The 16837-nt window shown below is 59.0% G+C and carries 13 protein-coding genes; 8 read left to right on the top strand and 5 right to left on the bottom strand.

Features of this window, described 5'->3' with window-relative positions; genetic code table 11:
• Positions 1 to 5 precede the first annotated feature (5 nt).
• The 3 genes from ADM64_RS10245 (at position 6) to ADM64_RS10235 (ending at position 3836) form a co-directional block, all read left to right on the top strand.
• The gene (locus tag ADM64_RS10245; protein WP_049172092.1) at positions 6 to 1130 is read left to right on the top strand and encodes an ABC transporter substrate-binding protein; all 1125 of its coding nucleotides are present in this window, start codon (positions 6 to 8) and stop codon (positions 1128 to 1130) included.
• 53 nt (positions 1131 to 1183) lie between these two features.
• Positions 1184 to 2215 (top strand): ATP-dependent 6-phosphofructokinase, encoded by a 1032-nt coding sequence (locus ADM64_RS10240; RefSeq protein WP_038628534.1) that lies wholly within the window; start codon positions 1184 to 1186, stop codon positions 2213 to 2215.
• Positions 2216 to 2372: 157 nt separating this feature from the next.
• Positions 2373 to 3836 carry a membrane protein gene (locus tag ADM64_RS10235; protein ID WP_049172094.1) on the top strand — a complete coding sequence of 488 codons (1464 nt, stop codon included), beginning with the start codon at positions 2373 to 2375 and terminating at the stop codon, positions 3834 to 3836.
• A 9-nt stretch (positions 3837 to 3845) separates the two neighbouring features.
• Here ADM64_RS10235 and ADM64_RS10230 read toward each other — a convergent pair whose 3' ends face one another.
• On the bottom strand, positions 3846 to 4679 hold the full coding sequence (locus ADM64_RS10230; RefSeq protein ID WP_049194081.1) for a class I SAM-dependent methyltransferase: 834 nt from the start codon (positions 4677 to 4679) through the stop codon (positions 3846 to 3848).
• A 53-nt stretch (positions 4680 to 4732) separates the two neighbouring features.
• Between ADM64_RS10230 and gatB the strand changes: the two genes are divergently transcribed.
• Positions 4733 to 6241 carry an Asp-tRNA(Asn)/Glu-tRNA(Gln) amidotransferase subunit GatB gene (gatB, locus tag ADM64_RS10225; RefSeq protein ID WP_016422487.1) on the top strand — a complete coding sequence of 503 codons (1509 nt, stop codon included), beginning with the start codon at positions 4733 to 4735 and terminating at the stop codon, positions 6239 to 6241.
• Positions 6242 to 6253: 12 nt separating this feature from the next.
• On the opposite strand, the gene ADM64_RS10220 is transcribed toward gatB, so the two are convergent.
• Complete coding sequence (locus ADM64_RS10220) at positions 6254 to 7330, bottom strand: glucose dehydrogenase (protein WP_224783716.1); 1077 nt, start codon at positions 7328 to 7330, stop codon at positions 6254 to 6256.
• A gap of 76 nt (positions 7331 to 7406) precedes the next feature.
• On the opposite strand from ADM64_RS10220, the gene ADM64_RS10215 reads away from it, so the two are divergent.
• The gene (locus ADM64_RS10215; RefSeq protein WP_224784247.1) at positions 7407 to 8810 is read left to right on the top strand and encodes a DoxX family membrane protein; all 1404 of its coding nucleotides are present in this window, start codon (positions 7407 to 7409) and stop codon (positions 8808 to 8810) included.
• 75 nt (positions 8811 to 8885) lie between these two features.
• Positions 8886 to 9770 carry a hypothetical protein gene (locus ADM64_RS10210; RefSeq protein ID WP_224784246.1) on the top strand — a complete coding sequence of 295 codons (885 nt, stop codon included), beginning with the start codon at positions 8886 to 8888 and terminating at the stop codon, positions 9768 to 9770.
• Between the two features lie 15 nt (positions 9771 to 9785).
• Here ADM64_RS10210 and ilvD read toward each other — a convergent pair whose 3' ends face one another.
• From ilvD to ADM64_RS10195, 3 genes are all read right to left on the bottom strand, one after another.
• Positions 9786 to 11630 (bottom strand): dihydroxy-acid dehydratase, encoded by a 1845-nt coding sequence (gene ilvD / locus ADM64_RS10205; protein ID WP_049194077.1) that lies wholly within the window; start codon positions 11628 to 11630, stop codon positions 9786 to 9788.
• Positions 11631 to 11764: 134 nt separating this feature from the next.
• Positions 11765 to 12313, bottom strand: a complete 549-nt coding sequence (locus ADM64_RS10200) for a PH domain-containing protein (RefSeq protein WP_049194076.1) — start codon at positions 12311 to 12313, stop codon at positions 11765 to 11767.
• Between the two features lie 57 nt (positions 12314 to 12370).
• Complete coding sequence (locus tag ADM64_RS10195; protein WP_049194136.1) at positions 12371 to 14026, bottom strand: mechanosensitive ion channel family protein; 1656 nt, start codon at positions 14024 to 14026, stop codon at positions 12371 to 12373.
• A gap of 360 nt (positions 14027 to 14386) precedes the next feature.
• Between ADM64_RS10195 and ADM64_RS10190 the strand changes: the two genes are divergently transcribed.
• A complete protein-coding gene (locus ADM64_RS10190) occupies positions 14387 to 16297 on the top strand; it encodes an acetolactate synthase large subunit (RefSeq protein ID WP_049190120.1) in 1911 nt (636 codons plus the stop codon).
• A 34-nt stretch (positions 16298 to 16331) separates the two neighbouring features.
• Positions 16332 to 16835: an acetolactate synthase small subunit gene (ilvN, locus tag ADM64_RS10185; protein WP_048735338.1), complete on the top strand. Its 504-nt coding sequence runs from the start codon at positions 16332 to 16334 to the stop codon at positions 16833 to 16835.
• The last annotated feature ends 2 nt before the right edge of the window (positions 16836 to 16837 follow it).

The raw sequence follows: 16837 nt of genomic DNA, 5'->3' as shown, positions 1-16837 counted from the left end.
CTCCCTTGAATAACGCACATGCTTTCCGACGTCCCCTTCGTGCCTCAGCAGCTGGTATCGCTGTGGCTGCTCTGGCATTCGGAGCCGCCGCCTGTGGCTCTGATGAGGGAACGCAGGCCTCGTCGTCAGGCCTTACCCTCACCAACTGCGGTGAAGAAGTCAGCTACCCGGGTGTAGCTAAAAAGCTGCTGATTAATGACGGCAATATTGCTTCGCTGGCGCTGGCTGTCGGTGCTGCGGATGAGATCACAGCGGTGAGCTCTATGGCCTCGCATCTGCCGGTGTTGACCGCAGCTTATGGCGATGCAATTGCGCAGAAGCCAGAAGTTGCGAAGGAATACCCGAATCTGGAGCAGGTCATTGCGGCCGAACCGGATGTGATGCTGGCGGGCTGGGGCTATGGCTTTAGTGAAGACAAGGGCATTACCCCGGAATCGCTTTCCGAGCACGGTATCGGTGCCTACACCCTGACGGAATCTTGCCGTACTGGTGACGCAGCCTCGGCGGGCAAGGAAGGCAGTGGCGACCCGGGGCATACTCGTGGTCTGGTGGATCCGTGGGAAGCTGTCAAAATTGATTTGAAGAATATCGCTACCTTGACCGGACACGACGGTGAGGGCGACAAGGTTATTGCAGATATTGATAACCGACTGCAAGCCCTGGATGCCGCGCCAAAGGGAGATAAGAAGCCAGTGGGCTTCCTCTTTGATTCTGTCGGTGAAGCACCAATTACCTCGGGTTCCTTTGGCGCACCGCAGGGCATCCTGGAAAAGGCCGGTGCAATCAATGCGACCGAGTCGATTAAGGACACTTGGACTACGACCTCCTGGGAGCATGTCGCGGAGATGAATCCTGACTTCATCGCGCTTGTGGACTACCCAGGTCAGACCTTCGAAGAGAAAATCAAGGTTTTGCGCACGAATCCGGCAACGAAGGATCTCGAGGCGGTCAAGGAGAACCGCTTTATTAACCTGCCGATTGCATTGTGGACGGAGTCTCCGCTGAACGTCGATGCCGCAGAGTACGTGCGCAAGGCGCTCGAGGAATATGGTCTTGTGCCGGCGTCGGAGGTGACGACGAAGATGGAGCTACCGTCTGAGCTACCAGGGCAGGAGTACCTGCAGAAGTAGTTTCGACCAAGGCCGTCAAGCACGAACTGACTAACGCGACTAAGGTGGGCATCATGCGAATTGCGACCCTTACCTCCGGTGGAGATTGTCCCGGTCTGAATGCCGTTATCCGTGCAATTGTCCGTACCAGCTCGAGCGAGTACGGCTCAACCGTCGTCGGTTTTGAGGACGGTTGGATTGGTCTTATGGAAGACCGTAGGGTCCAGCTTTACGACGATGAGCGGATTGACCGTATGCTGCTGCGTGGCGGCACGATGCTGGGCACCGGCCGCGTGCATCCGGACATTCTCATGTCTAACCTCGACCGCATCAAGGAAAATCTCTCTGATGCGGGCATCGATGCCCTGATCCCAATCGGTGGCGAAGGTACGCTGAAGGCCGGCAAGTGGCTTTCGGACAATGGGGTGCCGGTCGTCGGTGTTCCGAAGACTATTGATAATGACGTCAACGGTACGGACTACACCTTCGGTTTCGACACGGCTGTGGCTGTTGCCACCGACGCGGTTGACCGTCTGCACACCACTGCGGAATCCCACCAGCGCGTCATGATTGTTGAGGTCATGGGTCGACACGTGGGCTGGATCGCTTTGCATGCGGGTATGGCCGGCGGTGCTCACCACATTGTCATTCCGGAAAAGCCATTCGACATCAACGAGATTGTGAAGTCGATGGAGCGCCGTTTCCAGATGGGTGAGAAGTACGGCATTATCGTCGTCGCTGAGGGCGCCACCCCGAAGCCGGGCACCATGGAGTACGAAGAGGGCGGTGTCGACCAGTTCGGCCACCAAACCTTCAACGGCATTGGTCAGGTTATTGGTGCGGAGATTAAGAAGCGCACCGGGTACGACGTTCGCACCACGGTGCTGGGTCACATTCAGCGTGGCGGTACGCCGACTGCGTACGACCGCGTGCTTGCTACCCGCTACGGTGTCCACGCCACCCGAGCAGTACACGAGGGGGACTTCGGCAAGATCGTCGCTCTGCACGGTGAGAACATCGAGCGTATCGACATCGACGATGCGGTTGCTGAGTTGAAGGTTGTGCCGGATGGCCGTTACCGCGCAGCTGCTGCGCTGTTTGGTTAAACGCGTCGGTTAAGCACGCGTTGCTAAACATTTAGGCACATCTTCGTAACAAAATAGGCATACTGCCCGAGCTGGTGTATCAATCACCAGCTCGGGCAGTATGCTTTGTAAGGTTCCGGTTTTTGAAAAATAGACTTATATTTAGGATTTTCTCGTTATGTGGAAAAGAGCCACAACAATCGCGATGGCCTTTGTCGGCCTAACTGTCGGTGCCGGATTCGCATCCGGCCAGGAAATGATGCAGTACTTCGTGGCATTTGGCACTAACGGCTTGTGGGGCGTGGTACTTGCCTCCGTCGTGATGATTGCCAGTGGCCTGGCAGTGCTGTCAATTGCCAGCTACTTGCAGGCTGATGAGCACTCCGAGGTCTTCGACGTAATCACCCGCAGTTGGGTTTCGAAGATTTTGGATATCGCCGTGATGATCACGCTGTTCTGTACCGGCTTCGTCATGTTCGCCGGTGCCGGTGCGAACTTGAACCAGCAGTTCGGACTTGAGGTGTGGATTGGCGCCGTCATCATGGTTGCCCTGACTTTGGGTGTAGGCATGCTGGATGCCGACAAGGTCAGCCGCGTGATTGGCATGATCACTCCATTCATTATCGTGTTCCTGCTTGGAGCCGGTATCTACACTTTGTTCACCACCGACACGTCGATGTCGGAGGCCGCGCAGTACACCAATGAACTGTCGACATCGCTGCCACACTGGTCTATTTCTGCCCTGAACTATGTCGGTTTCTGTGTGATGGTGGCCGTATCGATGTCGATTGTCATCGGCGGTAGCTACCTGAACCCGCGTGAAGCTGGCATCGGTGGTCTCATGGGCGGGAGCATCTATGCAGGTCTGCTGACGCTGGTGACCTTTGCCCTCTTCTTCAAGGTCAAGGATGTTGGCCACGAAGATATGCCGACCCTGGCAATCGTCAATGACATCCACCCGGTCCTGGGTACCGTGATGGCAATCATCATCTACGCCATGATTTTCAACACGGCCATTGGCATGTTCTACGCGCTGGGCCGCCGCCTAACACGCAATACCCCGCAGCGTTTCCGCCTGGTATTCATCGTGACGGTGCTGATTGGTTTTGGCCTAAGTTTCTTTGGGTTCAAGGCCCTGGTTGGCTCCATCTACCCGGCCCTTGGCTACGTCGGTATCGCTCTTATCGTGATTCTGTGTGGTGCGTACCTGGCTGGACGTAACAAGCTGATGGAGGAGTCGAAGCGTCGCGGCCGTATCCGTAAGCTCGCACGCCGGAAGATGCACCCGAACAAGAAGTTCACCACCGCCGATCAGAAGAAGCTCGACCGCGCTTTGGCCAACTCCAACATTTCCAACGTCGATCTTCAGGAGAGCGTCCGCGACGACATCGTCGAGGAACTGGTCAGCGACGATAATGTTGAATTCACCGAGGATGACGCCGAGCGCATCGTAGAAAAGGATAATGAGCGCCTGGAGAAACTTTCCGAAATCGAGGAAGCCTCCGATGATGACAATCCTCGCGAGACCGCGAGGGACTCCTTCCCAGGCGAGGCCACAGCCACTGCGCCGAAGAAGCTTGCCGGACAGACTAAGAATGCATTCAAGCGCGTGGCTCACCCTAAGCCGAAGAAAGAAAAGTAACTAGCGCGACTAGGCAGCTCGAAAATAGAAGGCATCGCACCGGTAGGGAAGGGCGATGCCTTCTTCGTATGTGTGCCCCAAGTGTTCGTGGAGATACCAATGCAAGTTCGCCTCCACCTTGGCGCGAGTGGCGGGCTTGGAACGAAGCCAATAGGAACGGGTTCGTGCCAGCAGCACGATGTCCTCGATGGTCAGTGTCTGCTCCCAGGCCAGACGCACCTCATCGACTAGCTCCAGCTCCGGGCCAACCTCGGGGTAGAAGCCGGGACGCAACACGTCGCCGGCGTGCATTATGCGGCTGAGCCGATGCACCCACGGTACGGAAACATCCAAGGTGTTCCACACCAACATAGCCACGCTATCCGCGCGTAGCACCCGAGTGAGTTCTTTACTTGCAGCTGTCGGGTCCACCCAGTGCCATGTCTGCGCACATGTTGCTACATCGACGCTGTTGGACTCCAGTCCCGTGCGCTCCGCAGTGCCTTCCAGGCATTCCGCCGCTGGCACATTGTGCATCAGTGCTTGCCGCATCGCGGTGGAGGGATCGAGTGCCAGCAGGGTGGCATCGCGGTAGACGTCGGCAAGCGAGGCGGTGAGCTTCCCAGTGCCGGCGCCGATATCGGCGACTACCTGTGGGTGCGGTGCGAGACGGGTAAGCGCTTCGATGACGGTTGGAGGATATCCGGGGCGCACGCGGTGGTAGCCCGTGGCTCCGTCGGCGCTTTCCTGCAGGTCGTTGTCGAAAGTAGCGCCTGCGCGGTGGCGGTCAGCGGCGTCGCGGAACGTTGGCGTATCGCGTGCTGACGTCGGTGGAATCGGTGGGTGTTCGTTAACTCCGGGCACGACTTATACCCTAGGGCACGCCTGCGGGGCCATCGCTAGTAGACTCTACAAACATGACCGCTGCATACGCTGATGACTTGATGGACTTTGATGAGGTCCTCGAACGTTTTGACCCGGTAATGGGCATGGAGGTTCACGTCGAGCTCTCGACGAATACCAAGATGTTCTCCTCCTCCTCGGCGCACTTTGGTGCCGAGCCGAATAGCAACGTCGATCCCTGCAGCCTCGGCCTACCTGGCGCGCTGCCTGTGGTTAACCGTCAGGGCGTTGAGTGGGCCATCAAGATTGGCCTGGCGCTGAACTGCGAGATTGCTGAGTCCTCCCGCTTCGCGCGCAAGAACTACTTCTACCCGGACCAGCCGAAGAACTACCAGATTTCGCAGTACGACGAACCAATCGCCTACGACGGATATCTTGACGTTCAGCTTGACGACGGCACGGAGTTCCGTGTCGAAATCGAGCGCGCTCACATGGAAGAAGACACCGGCAAGCTGACGCACTTGGGCGGTGCCGATGGTCGTATTCACGGCGCCACGCGTTCGCTGGTGGACTGCAACCGCGCAGGTATTCCGCTGATTGAGATCGTTACTAAGCCAATTCTCGGTGCAGGGGAGCGTGCCCCAGAGGTTGCTCGTGCGTACGTTTCTGCGCTGCGTGACCTGGTGAAGTCCCTCGGTGTCTCCGATGCCCGCATGGACCAGGGCTCGATGCGTGTGGACTCCAACGTTTCCCTGCGCCCAATCGGCCAGGAGGAGTTCGGCACTCGTACCGAGACTAAGAACATCAACTCCCTGAAGTCGGTTGAACAGGCTGTTCGCTACGAGATGCAGCGCCAGGCTGCTGCGATTACTAATGGCGAGGAGATCGTTCAGGAAACCCGCCACTACCAGGAGACCGACGGCACGACCTCCAAGGGCCGCCCGAAGGAATCGCAGTCGGATTACCGCTACTTCAACGACCCGGATCTGCCACCTGTGATTGCGCCGCGTGAGTGGGTGGAGGAAATCCGCGCAACTCTGCCGGAGCTGCCGTGGGTGCGTCGTGCCCGTATTCAGGAAGAGTGGGGTCTGAAGGACGAGGAAATGCGCGACCTGGTTAACGCCGGCGCTCTCGACCTGATTGTCGACACCGTTGAGGCTGGTGCCGGCCCGGCTGAGGCTCGTTCCTGGTGGGTCGCTTACCTGGCGCAGAAGGCCAACGAGGCAGGCGTGGAGCTGGCTGAGCTCGCGATTACCCCGGCACAGGTTGCACGTGTGATTGCACTGATTGAAGAGGGCAAGCTGACCAACAAGCTGGCCCGTAAGGCCGTTGACGGCGTGCTCGCAGGCGAGGGCGATGTTGATGAGGTCGTTGCTGCCCGTGGCCTGGAGGTCGTTCGCGACGACGGTGCTATTGAGAAGGCCGTCGACGATGCACTGGCTGCTAACCCGGACATCGTCGAGAAGTACCGAGCTGGCAACAAGAAGGTCGTCGGTGCCATCGTGGGGCAGGTCATGAAGGCCACCCGCGGCAAGGCAGACCCGGCTCAGGTCAACCAGCTGATTGCGAAGAAGCTGAGCTAGCCTCCCTGAAAGCTAATCCGGGGAACCGCCGGCGGCACCATCGCTCGGCAGTCTGACGACGCGCTCGTCGGACTCCGACGGTTGTGCCCCGGCGGTTTTGTTGGTCGTGGCACCCCAAACTTCAATACCCTGATTTGCTGCGACAGCCGCTACATACGAGATGTGGCCGAAGTCGCCGTCGACAAGCACTTCAGGGGAACCCTTGACCTCCCACGCCGCGTCGGGCCCACTTGACTTCGGACCCACCGGCATGGAGATGACCTTCTGCGCGTCTGGGATGGCAATGACCACGCGGTCACCCATCACTGCGCATCCACCGATGGAATCGTTCAGGTCCACACCGCCGAGGGGATTAATCACAGGGCCGGTGAGCTGAACCAGCTGTGGGGTGCCGTCGAGAATGGCGGTTGCCAACGGCGGCATTCCGTCCGGACCATGGCAGAACTGCTGAAACTCAATGCCTGGATCTCCCACGAGCAATTTGCGCGGGGACAGGGTGTCCGAAGTTCGGTCAAAATAGATTCCGAGAATGCCGGGCTCGCTGAGGTCCGGAAGTTCGCGCACATCAGCGGTGCTGCCCTCCACGAGGGTGACGCGCGCAATGGTGTCGTCGTTACGCAAAACAAAGACCTGACGGTCCTCTTCAACCGAGGGACTGGGCAGCAGTTGTTTTGCAGGGGCGCCGAGCCGTGCGACCTCACGCGGTGTCTTACCCGGTGCGACAACGGTGAGTGCACCGTCGTCGGTGGCGACGAGAGCCTCCCCAGGGCCGGTTGAGGCTAGCGCGGTGGTAAGCGGTAGGCAGGCCGCGAGAGTGACATCGTCGAGGTCGCAGGGACCTTTGTCTTTGGCTTTGCTTTCCGTGGTTGGGACCGGGGTAGAGGGCAAATCAGGGGAGGAAAACTTCGGCATGGCAATGCCTGTCGGTTCCGACTTGTCTTCAGTAAACGGTGACTCAAGCGCGCTCGAGGCACTCATGCAGCCGGAAAGAGAGACCATCCCGACGACACCAGCGGCGAGCGCAGCACGACGACGCCGCCCGCGAGCGCGAGCCTGTGCACTGCTGGTGTGGACGAGGTGGAATCCCATAGGCATACACAATACAGCCTCGTTTCCCGGCCACGCCTGCGACCAAAAGTGAGGCAGTAGTTTTAATGTGGACGATGTGAGCGACTCAGAGAAGTACCCGAACGACCGCGCCCTCGAGAATGTGGAGGACGGATTCGATGACGATCTCGACGTCCCGACCTACCGCAAGCTCGCTGAGCCAATGAACGAAGAAACAAACCGTGACGACAGCGACAACACCGCAACGCAGATTTTTCCGGGTGTGCCGGAAAAGCGCGTAGAGGAGGAGTCGGAGGCGGAGGTAGACCAAGAAAACCTGCCGCCGGAAGCCGAGACCGATAGCGGTGCTGAAGCCGAGGTGGAAACCGAGTCTGAAACAGAAACAGTGACTGAGCCGAGCCCCGAGCCGGAGCCTGAAGTTCAGGAAGCCCCGAAGAAGCGCTACGACGCCTACGCCGCTGCAGGCCGCACGGCACCTCAGGTGATTAGCCCTGCCGGTAAGCCTTCGCCGCGGGATGAACAGGCCGAAACTGAATTGGCACCCGCGGCCGATAAAGAGTCGGAGGTAGCCCCGGAGTCGGAGGCGACCGAAATCTTTGAGCAGCCGGCCCGTAGCGAGCGCGTTGATTCAGATGAGGATTTCAGTCAGCCGACGCAGGCCTTCTCGGCTTCTGAAGCGGCAGCAGCGTCCGCAGCGGGAGCTACTGCAAATAAGTCGGAAGCACAGCCAGTATTCGACGATGAGGCGGAGCCGACCTATGACTCTTCACGCAATTCCGCTGCTGAGACTCAGTATTTCGATGAATCGGATTTCGCTGAACCGGCTGCGTCCCGCGATACCGCTGGTGCAGCTGGCGCCGCTGGTGTTGCAGGAGCAGGCGTAGGAGCCGCCGGGGCAACTGCTGCTACGACTACCGCCGCTGCTGACGACGATGAAGACACGGACTTCTACGACGACAACGAACCGGAGTTCCGTCGCGGTACCACTGACTTCGGCCTCCTGCTGCTGCGTCTTGGATTGGGCGCGCTACTGCTGGTCCATGGTCTGACAACGCTGCTCGGCTGGGGCAACTCCGGTGGCACCACTGCGCTGGAGACACAGTTTAGCCAGAACAACTTTGCCCTCGGCCCTGTAATGGCCACTGCCATCCCAACGGTTCAGCTCATCGCGGGTGCCCTGCTCATCTTAGGGCTTGCGACACCGCTGGCCGCAGCATTGGCGCTGGCATTGTCCGCCTACCTCAGCATGTTTGATGTGGCTACCTCTGCCAATGGCGTGAATATCGTCGGCCAGGATTCCAGCAACCTCCAACTACAGCTGTTGATGACCGCCATGGCGCTTGGCTTGCAGTTCACCGGCCCGGGCCGCATCGGCATCGACTTCGGACGCGGCTGGGCTCGTCGACCACTGGCATCGTCGTGGATCTTCGGAATTCTGTCCATCGCCGCAGCAATTGGCCTGTGGTGGCTGACGACCGGCACGCTGCCGTTTGTTGGCTAAGGCGGCTCGCAGCTGCACAAACAGTCGAGCGACCTAAACTAGGTTCTCGGTTAGGGCCGGGGTACAATGCCCCCTATGCCAAAGTCGAGACACGTACTAAAGACCACCCTCGCGGTGGTCTTTTTCATGTCTTCGATAGGCGCTACAACGTCGATTCACTCACCTTCGACAGCCGCTGCCGGCGAGCACAATGAGGTTGCAGCCTCCGTCTCGTCGGCAAGCGTCTGGCCGACACATCAGGTGAGTCTGCCACGCATGAACCTCAACGCCGGAGGGTTGATTGAGACTGACCCGCGCACGCAAATGGCGGTGAGCTACGAGCCGGTGGGCGTGGGGTACAGCAGCCAGGCATCGCAACGCCCGCTGCCGGCGCTATCCCTGATTAAGTTGTATATCGGTCAGTATGTGCTCGAACACGGCACTGCCGACGATGCCGAGCGCGTCGAAAAGATGATTTCGCGTTCCGACGACGATTTGGCCGCCGACTTTTACCGGAAGTACCCGGAATCGGTCGATTCCATTGCGACCGAGTACGGCCTGTTCAACACTTCCGGCGGAGAAAAGTGGGGAGTATCGAGGACCACCGCGGAAGATGTGGTGTCTTTTATTTCCCAGCTTCGTCTGAAGCATCCTAATTCTGAGGTGCTCGAGGCGATGCGACACTGGTCGCCGATTGCTGCCGATGGCTATCGACAGAATTTTGGTCTTGCCGGCCTGCCCGGTTCTGAAGGCGCGAAGATGGGCTGGTCCAACCGGCGTTCGTGGCACTCTTCCGTTGTTTTTGGCCCCGGATATGTAATGGCGGCCATTACCGAGGGTGGCAAAAATGCACACACCGAGGACGTCGCTGAGGGGATTGCCGACGTCGAGTGCCGGGATTTGGTGAAGCCCACGCGGAAGACTGGGCGCAAAGCTACCCTAGAAACGCCAAAGGCCCGTGCGGTAAGCACAGGCCTTTAAGCGGGTTTGATCTAGCTAGTCGACAATGCGGACCGCGCCCTTATCCGCACTGGACGCCATCTTGGCGTATGCGCGCAGCGCCTTGGACACCTTGCGCGGACGCGGCTTGTGCGGAGTAAACGGCTTGTCGCGCTTGAGCTCCTCATCGCGGCGAGCGGCCAGCTCCTCGTCGGACACCTGAATTTCGAGGCGTCGTTCAGCGACATCGATGTACACCGGGTCGCCGTTGCGGACGAGACCGATTGCACCGCCGGCAGCGGCCTCCGGGGAAACGTGGCCGATAGACAGTCCGGAGGAACCGCCGGAGAAGCGACCATCGGTGACCAGTGCACAGACCTTACCCAGGCCAGCGCCCTTGATGAATGCGGTCGGGTGCAGCATCTCCTGCATGCCCGGGCCGCCGGAAGGACCCTCGTAGATGACAAAGAGAACTTCGCCCGGCTGCAAGGTGCGGTTCAAGATGACCGAGACAGCCTCTTCCTGGCTCTCTACGACGCGAGCGGTGCCTTCGAAGTGGAACTGATCCTCGCCGATACCGGCGGTCTTCAGGATAGCGCCGTCCTCGGCGATGTTGCCGCGCAGGACACACAGACCGCCTTCCTTCGTGTAGGCGTGGTCGAAGTCGCGGATGCAGCCATTTTCGGAGTCCGTATCCAGGCTCTCCCAACGGTTGGATGTGGAGAACGGCTCGGTGGTGCGCACGCCGCCAGGGGCTGCGTGGAACAGTTCAATCGCTTCGTCAGTGGCCTTGCCGCCGCGGATATCCCAGTTGTCCAGGTGCTCCTCCAGAGATGGGGAGTGAACGGAGCGGACATTCATTTGCAGCAGGCCCGCGCGGCGCAGTTCGCCGAGGATGGCTGGAATACCACCGGCGCGGTGGACGTCCTCCATGTAGTAGTCCGAGTTCGGTGCCACCTTGGACAGACAAGGCACGCGGCGCGAAATCGCGTCGATGTCAGAGAGATTGAAGTCGATCTCGCCCTCCTGGGCGGCAGCGAGAATATGCAGCACCGTGTTGGTGGAACCGCCCATGGCAACGTCGAGCGTCATTGCGTTGACAAAGGCGTCGCGGTTGGCGATGTTGCGCGGCAGCACGGACTCGTCACCATCGTGGTAGTAGCTCTTCGCCAGGTCCACAATCAGTTCACCGGCGCGGGTGAACAAATCGCGACGCGCCTGCTGAGTTGCCAGGGTAGAACCGTTACCCGGCAGGGACAGGCCGAGGGCCTCGGTCAGGCAGTTCATCGAGTTTGCAGTGAACATGCCCGAGCACGATCCGCAGGTCGGGCATGCCGAGCGCTCAATGTCGAGCAGATTCTTGTCATCGACCTTGTCGTTCGCGGATGCAGAAATAGCCGAGACGAGGTCAGAGCCGGGCTTGACGACGCCATCGATAACAACCGAAGATCCCGATTCCATCGGCCCACCGGAAACGAAGACCACCGGGATGTTCAGACGCAGAGCCGCATTGAGCATGCCAGGCGTGATCTTGTCACAGTTGGAAATACAGACCAATGCGTCAGCGGTGTGAGCGTTGACCATGTACTCCACAGAGTCAGCAATAATCTCACGGGACGGCAGCGAGTAGAGCATGCCGTCGTGACCCATCGCAATTCCGTCGTCGACAGCAATGGTGTTGAACTCACGGGGGACGCCACCGGCTGCGGTTACAGCTTCTGCGACGATGTCGCCAACGTCCTTCAGGTGCACGTGACCCGGAACGAACTGAGTGTAAGAGTTTGCAATTGCGATAATCGGCTTGCCGAAGTCGTTATCGGTCATGCCAGTTGCGCGCCATAGCGAACGCGCACCTGCAGCATTACGGCCGGCAGTGGTGACTTTAGAGCGAAGGGGAATCATGGGGGCTGCCCTTCCTAGATAGGGTGCAAGGTAATTAATTATCCATATTAATCACAAAAAGCCCCTAATGTCTCATTTCGTGGTCACTAGTGTCCGCATAATGAGATTTAGGGGCTTTGTGGACTGCTTATATGTTACTCGGCAGTGGTGTCACTTTTAGGCTTGGCACCTTTGGCTTTAGCGCTTTTAGCCTTGGCATCAGCCTCAACCTCACTGACCTTCTTCATTACCGAGTAGCCATCGCGGTCGAAAACCTCGACCTTGTCATTTTCCGCCATACGAGCCGAAGCGATCGGATCTGGAATCAGACCGCCAGTGGCTTCCTTCAACTCCGGCAGCGAATTAAAAGAGATGGCCGGCAGGGCGATGCGCTCATCTGACTTGGTTACCGCAAAGGCGCGGCCGCCCTTGTTGAAGAAGATGCCCGCAAAATCGCTCCAGGGCACCGAACGGCGCTTGGACAATAGGTACACCGCAGTGATGCCGCGTGGCCCTACGGTGGTGCGTACTCGGAAAATCCAAAGCGTATAAATCAACGGTGCCAGGAAGGTAATGGCCAGCCACGGGGCAAAACCGGTGGCAATTACACACAGCACGAGCATGAACGCAACGATGAACAGATGCGTCTTCTGTGGGCGAAATCGCTGCGTCGCAATTTTTGGCTGTGGAGTCGAGTCAGTCATGGCCTTTGATTGTAGCGGGTAGTTCGGATTCGCCAATGCACGGTGGGCGGTTGCGCGTTATTGCGTATCAGCGGAGTTCGGTTCCGCGTTGTTAGTGGAGTCTGTCGACTGTGATCCGCCAGAGCTCTCGTTGTCGGTGTTGCTCTGGTCAGAGTCCGGCTCGGTGGAGGTGGCGGTCGAAGGTGCGCGGTTCTGCGTGCTCTGAGGCTGCTGTGAAGTCTCGGACGGCTGATTCTGTGATGTCTGAGTCTGCTGTGAAGTCTCGGTGGGCTGCACACTCTGTGTGGTACTAGTCGGCTGGTTCGATGACTGCGGAGCTGACGACTCTTCCGAGTCCTCTTCCTGTGTCGTTACCCGATCGCTCCACCTGCTCGGTGCCAGCCATCCGGACGGACCATCCTCGGTCTCGACCGTCAGCAGATTCAAAACGCCGAGGACAATTAGGGTTGCCAAGAGCATGATTGTCGAAACGCGAGCACGTCCACCTGCAGAGAGGATTCGCTGGATCTTCTGGCGCGTCGTGAGCGTCTTCCAGTCAGGGTGGCTAACCAGCTTGCGGATGGCGTTGTTGCTTCCGCTGTCCTCCTGCTCGCGTCGAGCATCATCGAGGTCAGCACCCGCATGCGGCAGGTCGGATCGCTCGTTCCCGTCTTGCTTATCGACGGTCTGAGTTTCCATCAGTTTGGTTTCTGCGGTATCCGGCTGGGCAGTAGCGTCCGCTACCGCTTCGACAACTTCGGTTGGAGCGCTGTCGCCGTCGTCAAGCTGTTGTTTTTGCCCCTGCTTGGCATCGGCCTGCCTGAGCTGTTCGATCATCGTGTCATCGCGGACATGACCGGTGATTTCTTCGGCGGGAGCAAACGGGGTCTGTTGGGCGCGCTCGCCGTAGTCATTCCACCAAGTGTCGATGACGGCGGCGCGGATGGCGCGTTCGATGAGCCATTGGTCGCCCGGTTTGCAATCGACAATCAGGCGCATAGTGACGGTCCACGGCAGGCCCATAACCGTTGGCGGATTGAGTTCTGTGGAGGACTGCAATTTGATCTCAGAGAGAACTGCGTCCTTGACGGAGTTCAGTGCGATGGCACGCTTGGCGGCGGCGACAGTGCGCTCTTCCAAATCCTTAATGGAGCCACCGGCGGTCATCGGTACGGGAACTTCAACAACAGCACGGGACCACTGTGAGGAGTAGTTGATACACATGCGTGCCTCGGAGTTCGGCACGATGATTTCCTCGCCGTTTAGGGTTCGGATGGTGGTGGCGCGCAATGTCATATTGACCACGTCACCCTGCACGGTGCCCGAAGGGGCATGGAACTCAACCCAGTCGCCAATGCCGTACTGCTTCTCGGCGATGATGAACAGTCCGCCAAGGAAGTCGGCGATGACTCCCTGTGCGCCAAAACCAACAGCGGCGGAAACAACCGTCGCGGGGATAGCGGCGGCGGTCAGTGAGATTCCGAATTTCGACAGAATCGCGATGATTAAGACGAAGTATGCAATGACTTCGACGATGTAAACCACAGCGCCAATCAGTGCGCGCCGTCCCTTGGACTGCTCCTCTGAAGAGGAGATGTTTCCGTCCGCAATTGCCAGAACGAAACGTCGGATACGGGGAACAAGAATTAGCAGAATGGCCAGACATGCGATGGCAAGGCCGTTATTGGCCACCCATTGCCATGTCCGTAACAACATGTATTGCAAGAATTCCATGCCATCCACCGTAGGTCGTTCGCCTTAATATGCGCTGAGTTTAAAGGTAAAGAATTATGCATAAAGACGAGCTTTGGACTTGGGGCTTGCGGGGCTCGGGCGTGTAGGGCTCGGGTGTGCAGGCTTGGGTGTCCCCGGGGTCGTGGTCGGGGAGTTTCTGGGTAGAGTGATTCCCAAAGTTGGGGCGGGGTTCTCGTTGGAATCGGGTGGGTGCTCGGGGTGTGATACGGATGGCGTGTCCAATTGACGGGATTGACTTCTCACTATGTGGACGTTAGGGTTGTAGCCAACGCCACATTCGTAGCTTCTTTGCGTGAATGTGTGTTGAGTAGTTGCCCACCATGATCCAGGAGCGAAATCGTGAACGCGCACGAGCAGCACACCCCATCGCCCGCCCAATTCGCGGCTAAGGCGCGCACCAGCGCCCCCGAGCGAATTTCTGGTGCACAAGCCATTGTCCGGTCCCTTGAAGAGCTCGGCGTCGAGGTAGCCTTCGGTATTCCCGGTGGTGCAGTGCTTCCGCTCTACGATCCGATTTATGACTCGGAGAAGCTTCGCCACGTCCTGGTGCGCCACGAGCAGGGTGCTGGTCACGCAGCCACCGGCTATGCGCAGGTTTCCGGCAAGGTCGGCGTGTGTATTGCCACCTCCGGTCCGGGTGCTACTAACCTGGTCACTCCACTTGCGGATGCTCAGATGGACTCGGTACCGGTCGTTGCCATCACCGGCCAGGTCGGTCGCCCGCTGCTGGGAACCGATGCGTTCCAGGAGGCTGACATTCGCGGCGTGACCATGCCGATTACGAAGCACAACTTCATGGTCACCGAGGCGGAGGACATCCCGCGCGCGCTTGCCGAGGCCTTCCATTTGGCATCCTCTGGTCGTCCGGGGCCGGTTCTGGTGGACGTCCCGAAGGACCTCCAGAACATGATGATTGACTTCACCTGGCCGCCGGAGATTAACCTGCCGGGTTACCGCCCGGTGACAACTCCGCACCAGCGTCAGATTGACGAAGCCGCTGAGATGATTGCTGCGGCAAAGCGTCCGGTGCTCTACATCGGTGGTGGCGTCATCAAAGCCGATGCTTCCAAGGAGCTGGTCGAGTTCGCCGAGCAGACTGGGGTTCCGGTCGTGACCACGCTGATGGCTCGCGGCGCATTCCCGGACTCGCACCCGCTGCACATGGGTATGCCGGGCATGCACGGCAAGGTGTCAGCCGTCGCTGCTCTGCAGAAGTCCGACCTGCTCATCACTATTGGCGCGCGTTTCGACGACCGTGTTACCGGTGATCTGAATTCCTTCGCGCCGAACGCGAAGGTAATCCACGCCGACATTGACCCGGCAGAGATTGGCAAGCTCCGCGAAGTTGATGTTCCCATCGTCGGCGATGCCCGCGAGGTCCTTGCCGCACTTAGCGAGTCCTACACCAAGCTCGGTCTTAGTCGCCCGCAGATTGCCGACTGGCTGAAGCTTCTCGACGGTCTCCGCGACGAGTTCCCCCTCGGGTGGGAAGAGCCCGCTGATGGTGCAATCGCTCCGCAGTTTGTAATTCAGACTCTGTCCGACATCGTTGGTCCAGAGGCCATCTATGCCGCTGGCGTCGGCCAGCACCAGATGTGGGCAGCGCAGTTCGTCCAGTACGAGAACCCGCGCACCTGGCTTAACTCCGGTGGTGCCGGCACGATGGGCTACTCAATCCCGGCTGCGATGGGTGCCAAGGCGGCTGCTCCAGAAAAGGAAGTCTGGGCCATCGACGGTGATGGTTGCTTCCAGATGACCAATCAAGAGCTGACCACCTGTGCAATGGAAGGTTTTCCCATCAAGGTTGCCTTGATTAACAACGGTAATCTGGGCATGGTTCGTCAGTGGCAGACGCTGTTCTACGATCAGCGCTACTCCAACACCAAGCTGCGCCCGGAGGATAACTCCTACCTGCCGGACTTCGTCCAGCTCTCCGAGGGGCTTGGCTGCGTGGCGATCCGCGTGACCAAGAAGGAAGATGTCGCGGCGGCGATTAAGAAGGCACGCGAGATTAATGACCGACCGGTGGTTATTGACTTCATTGTCGGTGAGGATGCTCAGGTGTGGCCGATGGTGGCAGCTGGCAAGTCCAATGATGAGGTCGAATACGCCCGCGGTCTGCGCCCGCTGTTCAACGATGAGAATTCAGCAGCTGAGGCCCCGGCTGACATCCACGGCACTGTTGTGGACAACGCCGAGGACGCCGCGAAGCAGCCCGACGCTAACCACCCGTCCATGAAGACCCGCTAATCGGGATCCGAAGCAACAGGAAGTGAGTCCCAAAATGGCTGAACTGCACACTCTATCCGTGTTGACCCTCGATGAGCCGGGTATTCTGGTCCGCATTGCGGGCATGTTCACCCGTCGAGGTTTCAGCATCCAGTCGATTACCTCGGGTGAAACTGAGACCGAGGGAGTCAACCGCATCACCGTCGTGGTTGAGACGGAGACGCTGCCGATCGAACAGATCACTAAGCAGCTGAACAAGCTGGTGCCCGTGCTGAAAGTGGTCCGCCAGCCCCCAGAGACCATGGTGTCGCGCGGACTGCTGATGGTGAAGGTTTCCTGCGACAACACCAATCGTCCGCAGGTAGTCGATGCCGCCAATCTCTTCCGTGCCCGTGTGGTGGACGTTTCTCAAGAGTCTGTCATCATTGAGGCGACGGGTGAGCGCTCGAAGCTTGTAGCCCTGCTGGAGGTCCTCGAGCCGTTTGGTATCCGTGAGCTCATTCAGTCCGGTACCGTCGCAATGGCACGTGGGCCGAAGCCGATGCTCCAGGCCCGCTAACA

Source organism: Corynebacterium sp. 401_CJEI, from assembly GCF_001076435.1.
In the GTDB taxonomy this organism is placed as follows: Bacteria; Actinomycetota; Actinomycetes; order Mycobacteriales; family Mycobacteriaceae; genus Corynebacterium; species Corynebacterium jeikeium_D.
Note: the sequence above shows the minus strand (reverse complement) of the source record. Positions and strands in the feature narration are given on the sequence as shown.

Excerpts from the sequence above, each read along its gene's own strand:
- ADM64_RS10240 (WP_038628534.1), top strand. The coding sequence starts at position 1,184 with ATGCGAATTGCGACCCTTACCTCCGGTGGAGATTGTCCCGGTCTGAAT.
- ADM64_RS10235 (WP_049172094.1), top strand. The coding sequence starts at position 2,373 with ATGTGGAAAAGAGCCACAACAATCGCGATGGCCTTTGTCGGCCTAACT.
- gatB (WP_016422487.1), top strand. The coding sequence starts at position 4,733 with ATGACCGCTGCATACGCTGATGACTTGATGGACTTTGATGAGGTCCTC.
- ADM64_RS10220 (WP_224783716.1), bottom strand. The coding sequence starts at position 7,330 with ATGGGATTCCACCTCGTCCACACCAGCAGTGCACAGGCTCGCGCTCGC.
- ADM64_RS10210 (WP_224784246.1), top strand. The coding sequence starts at position 8,886 with ATGCCAAAGTCGAGACACGTACTAAAGACCACCCTCGCGGTGGTCTTT.
- ilvD (WP_049194077.1), bottom strand. The coding sequence starts at position 11,630 with ATGATTCCCCTTCGCTCTAAAGTCACCACTGCCGGCCGTAATGCTGCA.
- ADM64_RS10200 (WP_049194076.1), bottom strand. The coding sequence starts at position 12,313 with ATGACTGACTCGACTCCACAGCCAAAAATTGCGACGCAGCGATTTCGC.
- ADM64_RS10195 (WP_049194136.1), bottom strand. The coding sequence starts at position 14,026 with ATGGAATTCTTGCAATACATGTTGTTACGGACATGGCAATGGGTGGCC.
- ilvN (WP_048735338.1), top strand. The coding sequence starts at position 16,332 with ATGGCTGAACTGCACACTCTATCCGTGTTGACCCTCGATGAGCCGGGT.